The 15,986-nt window shown below is 60.8% G+C and carries 13 protein-coding genes; 7 read left to right on the forward strand and 6 right to left on the reverse strand.

The window, feature by feature from the left end; all coding sequences use genetic code 11:
- Positions 1-14: 14 nt before the first annotated feature.
- Positions 15-854, reverse strand: a complete 840-nt coding sequence (locus tag VGN12_29275; GenBank protein ID HEY4313580.1) for a transglutaminase-like domain-containing protein — start codon at positions 852-854, stop codon at positions 15-17.
- A 108-nt stretch (positions 855-962) separates the two neighbouring features.
- On the opposite strand from VGN12_29275, the gene uvrA reads away from it, so the two are divergent.
- Positions 963-3,953 (forward strand): excinuclease ABC subunit UvrA, encoded by a 2,991-nt coding sequence (gene uvrA / locus VGN12_29280; GenBank protein HEY4313581.1) that lies wholly within the window; start codon positions 963-965, stop codon positions 3,951-3,953.
- 36 nt (positions 3,954-3,989) lie between these two features.
- On the opposite strand, the gene VGN12_29285 is transcribed toward uvrA, so the two are convergent.
- Positions 3,990-4,289, reverse strand: a complete 300-nt coding sequence (locus tag VGN12_29285; protein ID HEY4313582.1) for a hypothetical protein — start codon at positions 4,287-4,289, stop codon at positions 3,990-3,992.
- Positions 4,290-4,920: 631 nt separating this feature from the next.
- Here VGN12_29285 and VGN12_29290 point away from each other — a divergent pair.
- From VGN12_29290 to VGN12_29305, 4 genes are all read left to right on the forward strand, one after another.
- Positions 4,921-5,442, forward strand: coding sequence for a 3-hydroxyacyl-ACP dehydratase FabZ family protein (locus tag VGN12_29290; GenBank protein ID HEY4313583.1), 522 nt, complete (start codon positions 4,921-4,923; stop codon positions 5,440-5,442).
- An 18-nt stretch (positions 5,443-5,460) separates the two neighbouring features.
- Positions 5,461-6,267 carry a rhomboid family intramembrane serine protease gene (locus tag VGN12_29295; GenBank protein ID HEY4313584.1) on the forward strand — a complete coding sequence of 269 codons (807 nt, stop codon included), beginning with the start codon at positions 5,461-5,463 and terminating at the stop codon, positions 6,265-6,267.
- A 6-nt stretch (positions 6,268-6,273) separates the two neighbouring features.
- A complete protein-coding gene (gene trmB / locus VGN12_29300; GenBank protein ID HEY4313585.1) occupies positions 6,274-6,921 on the forward strand; it encodes a tRNA (guanosine(46)-N7)-methyltransferase TrmB in 648 nt (215 codons plus the stop codon).
- A gap of 144 nt (positions 6,922-7,065) precedes the next feature.
- Complete coding sequence (locus VGN12_29305) at positions 7,066-7,866, forward strand: hypothetical protein (GenBank protein HEY4313586.1); 801 nt, start codon at positions 7,066-7,068, stop codon at positions 7,864-7,866.
- A 33-nt stretch (positions 7,867-7,899) separates the two neighbouring features.
- Here the strand turns inward: VGN12_29305 and VGN12_29310 are convergent, their stop codons facing one another.
- From VGN12_29310 to VGN12_29325, 4 genes are all read right to left on the reverse strand, one after another.
- Complete coding sequence (locus VGN12_29310) at positions 7,900-9,174, reverse strand: VCBS repeat-containing protein (GenBank protein HEY4313587.1); 1,275 nt, start codon at positions 9,172-9,174, stop codon at positions 7,900-7,902.
- Between the two features lie 89 nt (positions 9,175-9,263).
- Positions 9,264-9,944: a DUF1080 domain-containing protein gene (locus VGN12_29315; GenBank protein ID HEY4313588.1), complete on the reverse strand. Its 681-nt coding sequence runs from the start codon at positions 9,942-9,944 to the stop codon at positions 9,264-9,266.
- A 95-nt stretch (positions 9,945-10,039) separates the two neighbouring features.
- Complete coding sequence (locus tag VGN12_29320) at positions 10,040-11,344, reverse strand: PQQ-binding-like beta-propeller repeat protein (GenBank protein HEY4313589.1); 1,305 nt, start codon at positions 11,342-11,344, stop codon at positions 10,040-10,042.
- A 139-nt stretch (positions 11,345-11,483) separates the two neighbouring features.
- On the reverse strand, positions 11,484-12,101 hold the full coding sequence (locus VGN12_29325; protein ID HEY4313590.1) for a hypothetical protein: 618 nt from the start codon (positions 12,099-12,101) through the stop codon (positions 11,484-11,486).
- A 280-nt stretch (positions 12,102-12,381) separates the two neighbouring features.
- On the opposite strand from VGN12_29325, the gene VGN12_29330 reads away from it, so the two are divergent.
- Both VGN12_29330 and VGN12_29335 read left to right on the forward strand, forming a co-directional pair.
- A complete protein-coding gene (locus VGN12_29330) occupies positions 12,382-13,530 on the forward strand; it encodes a hypothetical protein (GenBank protein ID HEY4313591.1) in 1,149 nt (382 codons plus the stop codon).
- 644 nt (positions 13,531-14,174) lie between these two features.
- Positions 14,175-15,512 (forward strand): DUF1559 domain-containing protein, encoded by a 1,338-nt coding sequence (locus VGN12_29335; GenBank protein HEY4313592.1) that lies wholly within the window; start codon positions 14,175-14,177, stop codon positions 15,510-15,512.
- Positions 15,513-15,986: the final 474 nt, after the last annotated feature.

Consider the following 15,986-nt stretch of genomic DNA (forward strand, 5'->3'; position numbering starts at 1 on the left):
GTCTGGTATCGTCGCTAATTCCTTTCGGCCGCCATCCGGCGTGCCGATTTCAGAAACGGCAGGACGGCTTCACCGGCCTCGGCGGGCGCTTGCTCGACGTATTCCTGCAAAAGTTTCGTGGCAGGATGGGGGTCGCCGTTGCGCAAATAGATCAGGCCCAGGTCGCGGCACTCGTCCGGAGCCTCGGGCAATAACGCGACCAAGCGCAATTGCACCGGCAGCGCCTCGCGCCAGGAGTCCGCCATGGCGTACGCGGCTTTCAAATTACGCAAGACGCGGGCCGCGATCTCGCGCGTCGTCGCGGCGCGAAAGTGATCGCTGGAGATCACGTTCTGCTGCCCAAGGACGCGCTCGATGCGTTCACGGCAGGCCTCTTCGTCCAATATCTCGCCGTCGTCGAACGGATCGATGTACAGCGTCTGACCGTTGCCGTGGCAGCCGACCATGAAATGACCGGGTGACCCAACGCCGAATAAATCGAGCCCCGCCTGTCGACCCACAGCGGTGTAAACAATGGCGAGTGAAATGGGGATGCCCAAGCGCCGCTCGAGCACATCGTTGAGATAACTGTTGCGCGGATCGTAGTACGAATCTTGATTGCCGCCGAAGCCTTCCTGTTGATAGAGCAACTCGCTGACGGCCTGCAGTCGATTCGCGATATCGCCGCCGGCTGCGCTCACCATTTGTCGCGCGGCCTCACCTAGGCGGGCCAATTCCTGCAGCGAGCTCTTGGCACTCAAGTCTGGGTATACGTCGGTGGCGAATTCCAGCATGAGTTGCGGAATGTCGACCTCGACGTCGCGCTGAGCGAGCAGGCGGGCAAACTGTGGGTTATCGGAGAATACCGCGGACATGGGCGAGCCTGGCGAGGACCGAGTAGCGCAGGTGGACGAACCCGTGACACCGGGGGTATCATAACAATTTGCGTCATTATGCACTGAAGTCGGCAGGGAGAAGAGGACGTGAGCGAACGGCTGATTTCCCTGCGCGGCGTTGAGGTGCATAACCTGCAAGGGATCGATCTCGACCTGCCCCATCGCAAATTGATCGTGTTTTGCGGCGTCAGCGGCAGCGGCAAAAGCAGCCTGGCCTTCGATACCATCTATGCCGAAGGGCAACGCCGGTACATCGAAAGCTTCTCGGCCTACACGCGGCAGTTTCTCGAACGGTTGGAAAAGCCGGCAGCCCAGCGAATTGATGGCATCTCGCCGGCGATCGCCGTGGCCGCTTCGACCAGTGCGAGGTCGAGTCGTTCGACCGTGGGGACGTCGACCGAGTCCTACGACTATCTGCGGCTGCTGCTCGCGCGGATAGGCCGAATCTTTTGTCGGCAATGCGGTCGCGAGGTGCGCCGGCACACGCCGCAAAGCGTGGCCGCGGAAATCGCCCGGTTGCCTGCCGGCACGCGCTACATGCTGGCCTTTCCGTGGCCTTCGACGGCTACGATGGCGCCGCACGAGTTAGCGGCGCGGATCATCGAAGAGGGATACGTGCGCGCGGTGGTCGGCGAGAGGATCATCGAGTTGGCGACGATCGCCGCGCAAGCGACTTCCCGCGGCGACGCTGGCGAAAAACTGCCGCTTTTCGCGGACCCCCTCACCCTGCCCTCTTCCCCGCAGAGCGAGGGAGAGGGGTTATCGATCTCATCGCCATCAATCGCATCGTCATCGATTCCACCTACGGCAGTGCCGCATGAGTCGGCGTCTGGCTGGCATGTTGTCGTTGACCGGCTGACCGTGGGCAGCACGAGTGATGAACGGCTGCGCGACAGCTTGGAAGCCGCCTTCGAGAAGGGGCATGGCCACGCGGTTTTGTATGTCGACGAATCGACGGTCGGAGCGACCGATTTTGGCGGTGCGACCGTCGATCTCGACGGTCGGACGTGGAGGCGTGTGAGACGGAATACTCGGCTGATGTGCGACGATTGCGGCATCGAATATCCGCAGCCCGACCCGCGACTGTTCAGTTTTAACAGCCCACTGGGAGCATGCCCCGAGTGCGAGGGCTTTGGCAACGTCGTCGACATCGACATGGACCTGGTTGTTCCGGACAAGCAGAAAACGCTGCGCGAAGGAGCAGTAGCGCCATGGAACACGCCGGCCTACGCGCATGAGCGCGACGAGCTAGTGGCGCTGGCGAACGATTATTCGCTGCCGATCGATATTCCGTTCGCCGAGTTAACGGACGATCAGCGCCGGATCGTTGTTGATGGAGTGCCTGAGCGCGAGTTCGGCGGGTTGCGAGGATTCTTCGCCTGGCTGGAAAAACGCAAGTACAAGATGCACGTGCGGGTGTTCCTCAGCCGCTGGCGCAGTTACCGCCCCTGCCCTGCCTGTCATGGAGCGCGATTGCGTCCCGAGGCGTTGGCCGTTCGCGTGGGTGGAAAGAACATCGCCGAGATTTGCGCGATGCCGGTCGACGAGACCGAGCCCTTCGTGCGGCAATTGGACCTGTCGGATTGGGAGCGCTCGGTCGGCCGCACGATGCTCGAACAAGTGCAAGCCCGGCTCGGTTTCTTGCGCACCGTGGGCCTGGGTTATCTGACACTTGATCGAACTTTGCGGACGCTCTCGGGGGGCGAATCGCAGCGTGTGGCGCTGACGTCAGCCCTGGGCTCGAACCTGGTGAACATGCTGTACGTGCTGGACGAGCCGTCGGTCGGCCTTCACATGCAGGACACGTCGCGGCTGGTGAAAGCGATCAAGGGGCTGCGCGACCGTGGCAATACCGTGATCGTCGTCGAACACGAAGAAGAAATGATTCGCGCCGCGGACATGCTGGTCGAGATCGGGCCGGGCGCCGGCGAGCGCGGTGGCCGGATCGTCTTTCAGGGTACGCCCCGCGAAATGGAGGAGAACACCGCCAGCCTGACCGGTGATTATCTCTCAGGCCGGCGCGTCTTCAACATGCCCGAGAAGCGCCGCGCGCCGAATCACGGTTGGATTCGTCTCGCCGGGGCGCGGGGCAACAATCTACAAAACCTGTCCGTGGAATTTCCATTGGGCGTGTTGTGCGTGGTGACCGGCGTCAGCGGAGCAGGCAAGAGCACGCTGGTCGAGGACACGCTTTATCCCGCACTCTGCCGGCGGATGCGCAAAGAGGCCGAGGCCCCCAGCCCCTGCGATGACGTTTACGGCGACGGACAGATCAATGACGTGATCCTGGTGGATCAAAGCCCGATCGGCCGCTCGCCTCGCTCGAACCCCGTGACGTATATCAAGGCGTTCGACGAAATTCGAAACGTCTTCGCCGACACACTCGAAGCCCGCACGCGGAACTACACAGCCAGTCACTTCAGCTTTAACGTCGAGGGGGGACGCTGCGCTGCTTGCAATGGCGACGGGTATATCCAGATCGACATGCAGTTCCTGGCCGACGTTTACATGAAATGCGGCCAATGCCACGGGCGGCGTTACCGGCAAGAGATTCTCGACGTCACCCACCGCGGCCGGAACATCGCCGACGTGCTCGAGATGACCGTGCGCGAGGCATTCACTTTTTTCCGCGGCAGCACCAAAGTGCAAGCGGCGCTAAAAAAACTGATCGACGTGGGGCTCGATTATTTGCGCCTGGGGCAGCCGGCCAATACGCTGTCCGGCGGCGAAGCGCAGCGACTGAAGCTGGCCGGCTATATGTCCTCGGCCCGGCGGTCGCGGACACTCTTTATCCTGGATGAGCCGACGACTGGGCTGCACTTTTTCGACGTCGTGCAATTGCTCGATTGCTTCGAGGCGCTGCTGGCCGTGGGGCATTCGCTGATCGTGGTCGAGCACAATCTGCAGGTAATGAAGGCGGCCGACTACATCATCGACCTGGGACCAGGGGCCGCGGCTGACGGCGGCCGGGTTGTGGCACAAGGAACACCGGAGTTCGTGTCGAGGAATCCCGATTCGATCACCGGAAAGTATCTGGCGCAGGCACTCGCCAAGAACCGCAAGGGGAAATCGGCCTGACGTCAAAGACTGACGGGTGCCCGGCCGCGCCGATACTTACTTCGCCGGACTCTCGGTCGGCGAACTGGCAGCGGCTGGCTCGCCTGGGGCCGAGACGCTGGTATCGTCGGGATTTTCCTGAGCTTCGCCGGCCTGCTTCTTCTCGACCGGCGCGTTCGGCAACTCGGTAACGATCTCGCCCAGATCGGAGCGGCTCACACCGCAACCGGTCACGGCAACGACGATAACCAGTAACAGCCCGAAGCCAAGGCGAACGCCGACCTGCCGGAATAACTTACCTGGGTTGCGGAAACGTGAGGGTCGAAAACGTCGCGAAGCCGGCGAATCGTTCGTCATTATTGTACGCCGGTTCTTTCCCGGCGGGCGAACAGGAATTGGTACTAGCATGGCCGTTTTATGACCGTCTTTTCAGCCAGACGCGTCCATGATAGCCTATTGTAACCCAAGCGGAAATTGATCGTGATCTGACGCTATGCTTCTGCGTCTTGCGATCAACCGCCGGTCGACCGGCGTCATATCACCGCTGGGGCGGAGCGGGCATTCTGGTTTTACGGCCCGACTGCTTTTACCCTTTCGCATAAGATTTCGAACCTGGAGAGTGTACGCATGGCCAAGCCTCATCGTGGACTGAAGAAAGCCAATCACGGGGCTCGTCCCGCCAATAGCAAAGCCCGCAAGGCGAAGCGCAAGCACATTAAAACCTAGTATCCAGGAAAATTTAGCCTCCAGCGTCATGCGGTGCGCTGCGGTTCTTGCGGCTGCGAGTTTCCTCGGGCCTTTAGGGCAGCGCGCATCCGCGGCGAGAGAAGCATCCGTTGGGAGAGAAAAGCACCAGCAGGTGCCTTGGGTGCGTTTGATCGCTCGGCCTGCTGGAGGGCACGAGCCGGAAATGAAGCGTGTCGCGCCGGAGTAGGAAGCCGTTTGTTGGGCAGTTGAACACCGGTCCTCGAATGTGTGGGGTGGACCAATGTCGTCGAAAGACTTGATTCTCGATTTCGCGGCCTACGACTTGAACCGTACGGTCGCGGACATTGAGGAGATTCGCCGCTGGAATCCGCAACGATTCGAGATGGAGCAACTGACGGCGGTCGTTTTCGACGATATCGAACAAAAAATCTGCGTCGGCTATCGCGATTACGGGGAACACGAATTCTGGATTCGCGGGCACATGCCGGGGCGTCCCGTGCTGCCTGGCATTTTGATGTGCGAGGCCGCGGCACAGTTGTGCGGATACTTCGCATCGAAGCACGGCCTGATGGGCTCGGACGTGCTGGGGTTCGGCGGGCTGGACGGAGTTCGCTTCCGCGACATGGTGGTGCCGGGAGATCGGCTGGTGATCGTCGCCGAATTGCTGAAGATCCGCCAGGGCGCGATGCTCATGTCGCGCTACCAGGGCTTTGTTCGCGAGACGATGGTTTGCGAGGGAGAAATCCTCGGTGTTCCGCTGCCGCTGGATCGTTTGACTGAAGCTCCGCAGTCGTCGAGTTAAAGAAGAAGCGCGGGGACAATGATCTTTCCCTTTCGCGACGACGTGCCTGCCCAACGATTGCCGGTCGTTACGTATTTGATCATCGTTATCAATGTCGCGGCGCTGGTCTGGATGACGCGGCAACCGCCGCTTATGCAAAACGTGATCGCTTACCAGCACGGCTTTATTCCGCTGCGGCTGGCGCAGTTGCAAGTGCCGCAAGCAATTCCTTTGCAGGTGGCGGTGCCGCAACGCCCCGGATTTCCGCCGCAGGTAATGCGGGTCGTGCTGGAACCGGATCGCGCCGAAATCTATATGTCGCTGATCACGGCCATGTTCTTGCACGGCGGCTGGCTGCACTTGATCGGCAATATGTGGTTCCTGTGGATCTTCGGCGATAATATCGAAGACCGGCTAGGGCACATTGGCTTTGCCGCCCTGTACCTGGTCGGGGGCGTGCTCGCCAGCTTGTGTCATTGGTACATGCAGCCGGATAGCAGCGTGCCGCTAATCGGCGCGAGCGGCGCCGTGGCCGCGGTGCTGGGGGCATATACGATCACCTGGCCCTTCGCGCGCGTACACACCTTCGTATTCCTGGTAATCTTCTTCACCGTGGTCGAGTTGCCGGCGCTCGCCGTGTTGGGGTTCTGGTTCATCGAGCAGTTGTTGGCGGCGCGAGCCGTCGAGGGGAAGCTGGCCGCGGCGGGTGTCGCCTGGTGGGCGCACGTCGGCGGCTTTTTAGCGGGTATGGGGCTGATGCAGGTGTTAAGCTTTGGCATGCCGGACGAGCCGCCGCGCGATGACCATCCCTTTGATTCCGTAGAAGACGCTCGACAGGTCGTTTGAAGATTCATGGGACGTCGCGCCTTAAGAAAACTCGATCCCGCGCTCGCCTTGTCGCCGTGGCTGACAACGGTCGACGCTTTGCCATCGCCGTGGGATGAAGCCGCGTTGTTTGGCCGCGCGGCGCCGATGGAGGTCGAGATAGGAAGCGGCAAGGGATTATTCCTCACCGGCGCCGCGCAGGCTCAGCCCGATCGCAATTTCCTGGGCATCGAAGTCGCACGAAAGTATGCCGAATTCGCCGCGGCGCGACTGGCCCGCGCGGATTCCGCCAACGCCCGGATGGTTCATGGCGATGGGCTGCGTGTGTTTCGCGAGTTTCTGCCGGCCGACTCGCTTTCCGCCGTACACGTTTACTTTCCCGATCCGTGGTGGAAAGCACGGCACAAGAAGCGGCGAGTAATGAACGAACCCTTTTTGCGCGACGTGCAGCGGACGCTACGCGAGGGGGGCAGCCTGCACTTCTGGACCGACGTCGAGGAATATTTCCAAACCGGTGTGCAGTCGGTCAAGGAGTTCACGTCGCTCGTCGGGCCACTGCCCGTGACCGAACGCGCGGCGGAGCACGATCTGGACTACCGCACGCACTTCGAACGCCGCACGCGGCTGCATGGACAAGAAGTCTATCGAGCTGAGTTCCGCAAAGAGACTTCTTAGTCCGTTCGTACGACAGATTGGAAAAATACGCTGCTAGCACCGTCTTGACCGCGCGAACTGGCGTGCCCTGGTTGGCCCGGCGTCTGTTAGACTTCGCGATCTCGTGCCGGGCATTGCACTTCCTTCGACAATGGAATGTCGATCATGCGCGCTATCACAATTCACGCTTTGATCGTGATGTACTGCTTCCTACTGGCTGCCAGCGGGACGAGCCGTGCTCTTGCCGATCAGGTTGGCGAGCAAAGTCTATCGGACTTGGCGCGGAGCATTCTTCTCGAAAACCTTCCTCGCGAGATTACCGGCGACAATGACTGGGGCCAGCAACGACAAGTGACGAGCGGCCTGAAATTTGACCGCGACAACGGTCGGCTGCGCATCCAGAAGCGAACCAAGGATGTCAACGACGGGCTCTGGACAAACTATCGCGTAACGCTGGTCGATCCTGCGCAAAATCTGCACGTGCGCATCGCCGGAATCCGCCGTGCGGGCGCCGGGAGGCTAGCGTTCCAACTTTATCTGTCAGCGCAGCTCGACGGCGAAGCACGATACGAGCGATGGCGGCGCGGCGTCAAAATGCTGAACTTCAAAGTCGACGCACAAAGCAAGATCGAAGCCGAGTTGGACTGCGAAGTGGCATTATCGATCGTGCCGGGTCGCTTTTTGGGGGACCTGGTCGTCGAGCCGAAAGTGCTGGGCGTGAAGCTGGCGCTGGCCGACATCGACCTCGAACGGGTGAGCCGGATCGACGGCCACGCGGCCGAGGAACTGGGGGATCGACTGCGGCATGCCTTGGACAAGGAGCTGCGCGGCCGGCAGGACCAGGTGACCACGAAACTGAACGAGGCGGTACGCAATCATCCGGAACGATTACGGTTCTCCAGCGAACGACTTTTGGTCGCCGGATACGCCGTGGCGCGCGAACTGATTAAGAGTGCGAAGCAGTAAATAGTAGGCAGAGGGCAGTGAGCAGAGACGTTCTCAACGTGCGCCGGACTGCTGCGGAGTTTCGTTCCAGTAGATTCGCACATTGTGCGTTTGTCGGCCGACGGCCACGATGTCGCGGCGGCCGTCGCCGTTGAAATCGGCGACCGCCAGATCCTCGACCGCCACGCCCCCCGGATCAAAGACCTGTTTGTGCCAACGTCCCGCTTCGGCATCGACCGGGTCGTAGACACGCACGCCGCAACGGGCTTTTTCGTTCAACTCGTCGCGCACGCCGATCACCAGTTCCTCGTCGGCGTCGCCGTCCAGATCGGCGCACCACACGGCATGCCCCCACTTCAGTTCCGCGTCGAGCAAATGACGCTTCCAGAACATATTGTCGGCCGGCGGTTTTCGCTCTCGCAAATCGACCTTCTCGGGGGGCGTGTACGTGACAACCTGAAATCCATGCCAGGGTTCGATCGTGGCGATGTAAGGCTGTGCAGCCAGTCGACCGAGCTTTATTTCGCTGGCGCCGCGACTGCGCGGAGCGGCACGCGGGTCGGAGTTGCCGGTTTCGATGGCGTCTTGATTACCAAAGCCGAGCCGTTGCGATTTCCATTTACCGTCGGCGTCGCGCTTGAGTTGCGTCACCCCTTCGAAGCTGGCCACCAGAATCTCGGGCTTGCCATCGCCATCAACGTCGGTGGGATAAAAGTTGTGCGTGACGTGCAGCTCGTCGTTAATCACCTCGAAGGGCCACGGATCGCGGCGTGGGTCGGCGGGGATATGGTAGGCCAGGATGCGAACGCCGTGCGCGTCCCAGTCGGGGCCCTTCGTGTCGCGCCCCATGAGCGGCACGGCCAGTAGCTCGGCGCGACCGTCGCCATCAATGTCGGCCCAGCGCATGCGGTGCATCATCGGTTCTTCGGCAATCGGAATGACTTCGTAGCGATCGCCAACTTTGCCCGTCGGGGCGAGCCATTGCACGGTGCCGCCGGTGGCTGTGTCGAAGGGGCGCCAATCGGCACCCAGCGCGAAATCGAGTCGGCCATCGCCGTCGATGTCGTACGGCGCGAGGCAGACGTTGTCCTTCTTTGTCTGACCTTCAATGATGACGTGCATCTGCCACTTGGGGTTTTCATACCAGATGACGCGAGCCGTATCGACGACGACGATGTCAGGCTGCTTGTCCTGATTCATATCGACGACGATCACGGCATAACCGACGCCCAGACCGGTGCCGATCTCTTCGGTGCGGAAGGACAGCTCGGCCGCCGGCGCCGCTTGGTCCAACGCCAGCGCGAACAACAGAAACAAGAAACGTCGCATGCGCTGCGCTCCACGAGAAGGAACTGCCGAACAACGGACAAAGACCGCTTGATCGTGAAGACCGATTCCCGAGGCGGTCGACTCCGCCTTTACTCGGCCGCTTTTACAGTTTGCAACCGCACGTTGCGAAAGGCGCAGGGGCTGCCGTGGTTTTGCAGGCAGACATAACCGCAAAGCGGCTTGTCTTTGATCTGGGCGATCTTGGTTTGATCGACGTCTTGAACTTTGCGGCCATTGATCGTGATTTCGATGTGCGGTCCGGTACACCGAATCTCGACGGTGTTCCACTCTCCGGCCGGCCTGATCGCGTTCTCCGTCGGCGCGACGTAACGATACAGCGAGCCGGTGCAATGCTCGTCGACTGGTTTGCCGGCGTCGTCTTGCAGTTGAATCTCATACGCGGCAAACGACGGTCGCGTCTGGCGCACGTTGCGATACGGAACGGTGCGAATGCCGATACCGCTATTAGCGCGTGGCTCGGGCTTGAACTCGGCCTGCAGCACGAAGTCGCACACCTTCCGGTCGAGACGCAAGAAACCGAATCCGCCGCCGCCGCAACGAATCTCATCACCGACCGCGGTCCATACCGGCAGGGTCTGTTCCCCTTCCTTGCGAATGCTGGTTCCTTCAACGACCCAACCCGTCAGATCGTGGCCATTGAAGACCGTTTCGAAGTCTCCCTGATCGGCAGCCTGCGCCGCTGCAGCCGCCGCTGCGAAAATCAACGCCGAAAGTACGGCGATCTGCCAAAAACGAATGAGCTGGTTCATACGTGGGTCATCTCAAGGATGTCGAAATGCATGCAGCGAAAAATGTGAAACTAAGCTGGCCGGACCGCCGCGGCAAATAGTTTTCTCACGGGCGACTATTTCGCGACTTTGGGCCCGATGGCGTACAAGGCGTCGAAAGCCCGCAGATAAATCCGCCCTCCCGAGATTGCCGGCGACGACGAGATCGAGATGGCGTCCTTATCTTCACCTAGCTTATTCTCGGCCAGCAACTCAAACTGCCGGCCCGCCTTGACGACCGTAACGACGCCATCGCGGGCAGTCAGATAGATCTTGCCATCCCCATAGACAGGCGAAGCACGATAGCGCGTCGGGTGGGCTCGTTCTTCGTAGAGTTCGCGGCCCGATTTGGCATCGACGCAAATCAGCACCCCGTTCTCGCGGCAGAGGTACACCAGTCCGTCGTGAACAACCGGCGACGGAACGTCCGGGGTGTTCTTAGCCCGGGTCCAAACGTGCCCCTCTTGGGTCTCGGAAATGTCGCCGCGGGCGTCGGGCGAAATGCCCAGGACGGGACCGTTCTTCGCGCTGGGGACGACGACCAACCCCTCGGCCGCGACCGGCGAGGCGACGAATCGCAGCGTGGGATTGTAATTCCCCTTGGGATTCAGCCCGCCACAGCGCCAGATCTCGGCGCCATCGGCCAGGCGATGGGCCACGACGTAATCGCCGCCATGAGTCAGCAGAAACTCATGCCCGCTATCACGGTAGAGCACCGGCGAAGCATAAGAGTGCTCGCATTCGGCGCGAGCATCGCTGGGACGCTTTTGCTGCCAGATTTCGGCGCCGGTTGTTTTGTCCAGGCAGACGACCAAGGCCGTGCCGGTGTGCAGCAATTGCAAATAGAGCTTGTCGCCATCCAGCACCGGAGTAGAGGTCATGCCGAATTGAATCTGGAATTTGCCGTAGCGATCTTGCAGGTTGAACTTCCACGCTTCGTTACCGGCGAAGTCGTAGCAGGCCAGGTCACCAGTGCCCATCAACGTCCAGACGTGCTTGCCATCGGTGCAAGGAGAAGGCGAAGCCGAGTTGCCTTCGTCGCCGCGCACTTCTTGATCACCGGTCGCGACAACGCGCTCCCACAATTGCTTGCCCGCGGTGTCGCAAGCAATCAGCAGCAAATCGCGTTCGCGGGCGCTGGTAAGGAATATATGGTCGCCCCACACGACGGGGGTCGCGCCGGCCGGTCCGGGCATTGGCAATCGCCAGGCGATGTTCTCGGTCGCGCTCCAGGTGGTCGGCAGTCCAGTCTCGAGGCTGGTGCCGTCATCGCGCGGGCCGCGCCATTGCGGCCAATTCTCGGCATGAGCGGAAAGCGTTGCGGTAACGATCAGAGCGAATGCGGCCAGGACGATCCGCCCGGCAAAGATTTGCTTCAGCATGCCATCATGATCCGGAAGGTAGCGAGGTAGGAATTCGTGGCGCATAGCCGGCGCCAGGCGTGCCCTTTGTGTTGTCGCCGATCGCGCGGGCCCGGTCAAGCTGCGACATCGGCCGGTGCGTGATGCGGCCGCGGCTTTGCTACTTGCCAATGCGTCGCGGCAGTGCCGTTGGGTTTTGCGGCGCTAGCAGAATTTGCACGTCGTCGAAATCGGCCGTGCCCGTCGCGCCGGCCAGGCCGACCTCGATCAGGATCAAACGAGTTCGCTCAGGCACGGCGAAACGTGCCGTCTCGCGCGACCACGATTTACTGCCGGCCCAGGGGCCAAGCGTCTCCTGCCCGATTTCGACGTCGTCGGCATCATAGAAATGAATGCGCACCCCCGCACGCTCGGGCAAAGACTGCCCCGGCGCGACGGATTGCACCGCGACCGATGCCGCGACGAGAATTGCGCGCACATCGCGGCCATCAATCCGCACATGCTGTTGCGCCTGCGCCGTGCGGCCTGGCACGTCATTAGTGAAACGTAAGAAACGCCTCCCCGCAGCCGCATCCTTCGCCTCAACCAGCGCCGCTTGCTGCACGTAATACCAGCCGGCAGGATGCGATAGCTCGCCGGGCGCGGACTCCTCGAAGCTGCCGTTTTTCACGAGTGACAACGGCGCAACAGTCGGTTCGGCTGCCAGTCCGCAATCGCCGCGCACGGCAGCAATCATTACGACTAGCAAGGACCAGCGGATAAACCGCGAACCGGCCATACGGCAGTCTCTCAATGCATCGCGGAAGGATCGTGACGAAACCGTCGCTCGCCGTTTCGATTGTTGAAGCGTACCACGGGGAGCGAGGTACATTTTGCCAAGAGCCCGGATTGGCGGCAGAATGCGGGTTCTCGCAGTGGCAGCGATGATTTCGTTGCGACGGCGTCTTGAAAACCCGCACGCGGCCGCGAAGACCAACCCAGTTACGAGCGATATGTCCAGGACTGTCGAGCGTCGGCGACATCGACATTGCAGCGCGCCCGCGGTGGGCCGCGTTCTGATGGCGATCGCGCTTTGGGCAAGTGCTGCCACGATTGTGGCAGCAACGGATCCGGCAGCCGAACATGCGCGGCAGGAAATCGAACGCGCCGGCGGCACCGTCGAACTGATCCCAAACGGTAAAGATGAAGAGGCATTTCTGGCTGTGCGTTATGGCGGCGCGGATGCGGGCATGGAACATCTCGGGGCGCTCGCGCGTGTGCGGTGGCTGGATCTCAGCCGTTCGAATATCACCGATGCCGGCATGTCGCACCTGGCGCCCCTCAATGAACTGCAAATTCTCTATCTGGGCGAAACGCGCATCGGCGACGATGGCCTGCGGCATCTGGCGGGCCTGAGAAACTTGCGCGGCCTGTATCTGCAGGGCACGCCTGTCACATCTGATGGGCTACGCCACCTGGCAGGACTCGCGCAACTCGAATGGCTGAACCTGTCCTTCACGCAAGTCGATTCCGTCGGTCTGACGCAATTGAAGGGTTGCCGACAACTGGCCGGACTCTGGCTATCGCATACCGACGTCGACGATCTGGGCCTCTCGGCGCTTCTAGATATGAAAGCATTGCGCAGCCTGAAGCTGGCGAGCACCAAGGTCACAGACAAGGGTCTGCACTCGATCGCACAGCTAACGCATATCGACAGCTTATGGCTGAACGGCACCGGCATCACGGACGATGGGGTGCAGCAAGTGGCCCAGTTGCCGTCGCTCGCCTGGCTGTTCCTCGACGATACGATCGTCGGGGACCAGGGACTGGCGGCGCTCGTAAGCCTCGCGTGCCTGGAACGGCTGTCCCTGACCAATACGAGCATCACGGACGCGGGCCTGGTCCAGCTTGGAAAACTGCCACGGCTCGAGTTCCTGGTGCTGGACGGAACCGACGTCACCGGCGCCCGGCTGGCTGGATTCGCGCGGCTAGTCCACCTGGGACTGCGGGGAACGCGGGCGGCCGACGACGGCCTGCGTGCGATGGCCCGCCACGCGGTGCAGTTGCAGGGGCTCGACCTGCGCGAAACCGAGATTACCGACGCCGGGCTGGCGGCGATTGCCCGCTGTACGTCGTTGGAGGAGATACTTTTGCGACGCACCAGGACTACGCCCGAGGGGCGGAAAGAACTGGCCCGGGCGCTGCCCGATCTGGAAATCGTCCCCTGAGGTTTGGCTACCTCTAGCCCCCGGGCAATGCACGAGGTTTAGAGGTTTAATGGATCCTCGATTGGACCGCCAATTAGGAGTCGCCGAACGCATTAAACCGGGTGCCGTGACGGCGCGGAGCCCGGCAGGGCTGAATCGAGCAAAAGCGGGGAGGTTTACCGTTCCTTTTGGGGGCAGGTTCTTATACGGTACGCGCCGGGTGAAGGGCATCCAGCGGCGCGGCGATAATCTGGTCACAGGTCGACTCGTCGGTCGGTGGCAAAAGTTTTCTCAAAACCCTTGCAAGGATTACGGTTTATCGTAGATAATGACAACCGCTCTCGAATGACCCCGCGCGTTTCTTAAGGGGACGTGCGGTTTTCTCATCGACAGCCCGAGGTTACGTCGGCCACAGGCTACGTCTCACCGGGTAATGCGATGGTGAAAGGTTTCCGGTTTCAGACCGGAGAGCTTGTCGTTTGCGAAGCGATTGATCGGATTCGCACCCTTCAGGCGACGAATCCGATGAGGGGGATCTGTTTGTATTGCGTTTAATGCTCGGCGGATCATTCATTTGCCGAGTGCCTATGTCTTGGATTTTGAAGTCGTGCGTTTCAAGAGATTCTGTGTCCGGTCCTAATCATTTCTTATCCGGAGGTCGTGCGATGTCTCGTTCGTGGCCTACATCCCGTCGCCGCGGGGCGTTCACGCTGGTAGAGCTACTAGTCGTGATCGCCATCATCGGCATTTTGATCGCTTTGTTGCTCCCGGCCGTGCAGATGGCGCGCGAAGCAGCCCGTCGCGCCCAATGCTCTAACAACTTGAAGCAGATTGGGCTGGCTCTGCAGAACTATCACGATTCGTTCAACAAGATGCCGTATGGTGCCCGCGCGGCAGGTAATAGCGCCGCCGGCTACACCTGGGGCAATTCTTTCTGGGTCGGACTCTTGGCGTATGCCGAAGGGACCGCTGTGGCCCAGCAGTGGAACAACTCGGTCCCCAATAACGCCCTGGTTGGCTGGTCGGGCATGGGAACCACAGCTTCCGTTCCGCTGAGCGGCAATTCCGGCCTGGTCGGCAATCCAACAAATAACTCGACCAGTCCGCAGGGTTTCCGTCCGGCGTACATGCTCTGCCCCTCCAGCCCGTTGCCTCAGTTTTATTCGGGCCTGTGTACACCTGCGTCCACAACCGTGCCTACCGTGCCGGGCGTTCAATCGCAGATCGTGCAACCGACGTATGCCGGCATATCGGGGGCCGTCGCGTTGCCGACAACGGTAACGCCCTCGGATGGCGGAAATGACGCACCCGGTTCGGCGCCAACGCTCGGCGGTTACGCCTTGGGAATCGACCCTTCGGTTTCTGGCGGTGCGATGAAGACCGATGCTCGTTATCAGATTACACCGCAGGGTATCGCCAGCGCGGCCGGCGCACTGGTGCCGGGTAAATCCATTGGCTTGGCCGGTCTTTCCGACGGCACCAGCAACACGATGGTGGTCGCTGAACAGTCCGGCTGGCAGTATTACGGCGCCGCCGCCGGCAATGCCGGCAAACAAGGGGATTTGCGGGCAACGGCCCTCTTCGGTGGCTTTACTGGCACCAATGGCAACGGCAGCCCCAGCCCCACGCAGCCCATGGTAGCCACCACAGGAAATCTGGGAATTTACGCCTTGACGACTGTTCGCTGGCCGATCAATGCGTTTTCAGCACGCATCAGCCAGGGGACAAATGCGGGCAGCGGGGCTTATCCCCCCGTCCCGTCGCTCCAAAATGTCACCAATGACTCGGTGTCCTGCGGAGTTTGTCCAACGGCGGGCCTGACCCCCGGCACCTCGAGCCTGACGGGGATCAATAACCCCATCAACTCACAACATCCGGCCGGCGCCCAGGCGCTGATGGGTGACGGGTCCGTGAAGTTCATGAAGAACGAAACCGACCTGATCACGCTCAAGCGTTACGCGGTCCGCGATGACCGGTTGCCCATTTCGGACAACGTTAACTAGCGACGTCGTAAGCAAAGTTTGCATTTGAAAGCCCGCGGAAGGCGAAAACCTTCCGCGGGCTTTTTTTTGCGCGCGTCGAAAGTTTTACCATGGCGTTGCGGAAGTGGAGGAAGTGGGCAGAGGGCAGTGAAGCAAATACCGTGTGATGAACGATGCGTGGGGGAAACGCGGAGCGCGAAATGATGAGCGGGACCGGCACTTTGGCTCGGCGATTCATGGTGCGGTGCAAACACACTATCCTGAATCGCGAATGAGGAAGTTTTCCGACGTAGGGTGCGTCTGTGACGCACCTTTTTTATTGATCCGCAGATTGCGCCAATTTTCGCAGATTGAAAGCCAGGGATCAGAAGAGTGGTGTGTCTCGGACACACCCTACAAGTACTTAGAAAATCCGGCCACGAAAAGTGCGAAAAGGCACCAAGAGAAAGTTAGGGAACTGTGCCTAGAGAATTCTCTGTGGCCTCGGTGAACTCT

This window comes from Pirellulales bacterium (genome assembly GCA_036499395.1).
In the GTDB taxonomy this organism is placed as follows: domain Bacteria; phylum Planctomycetota; class Planctomycetia; order Pirellulales; family JACPPG01; genus JACPPG01.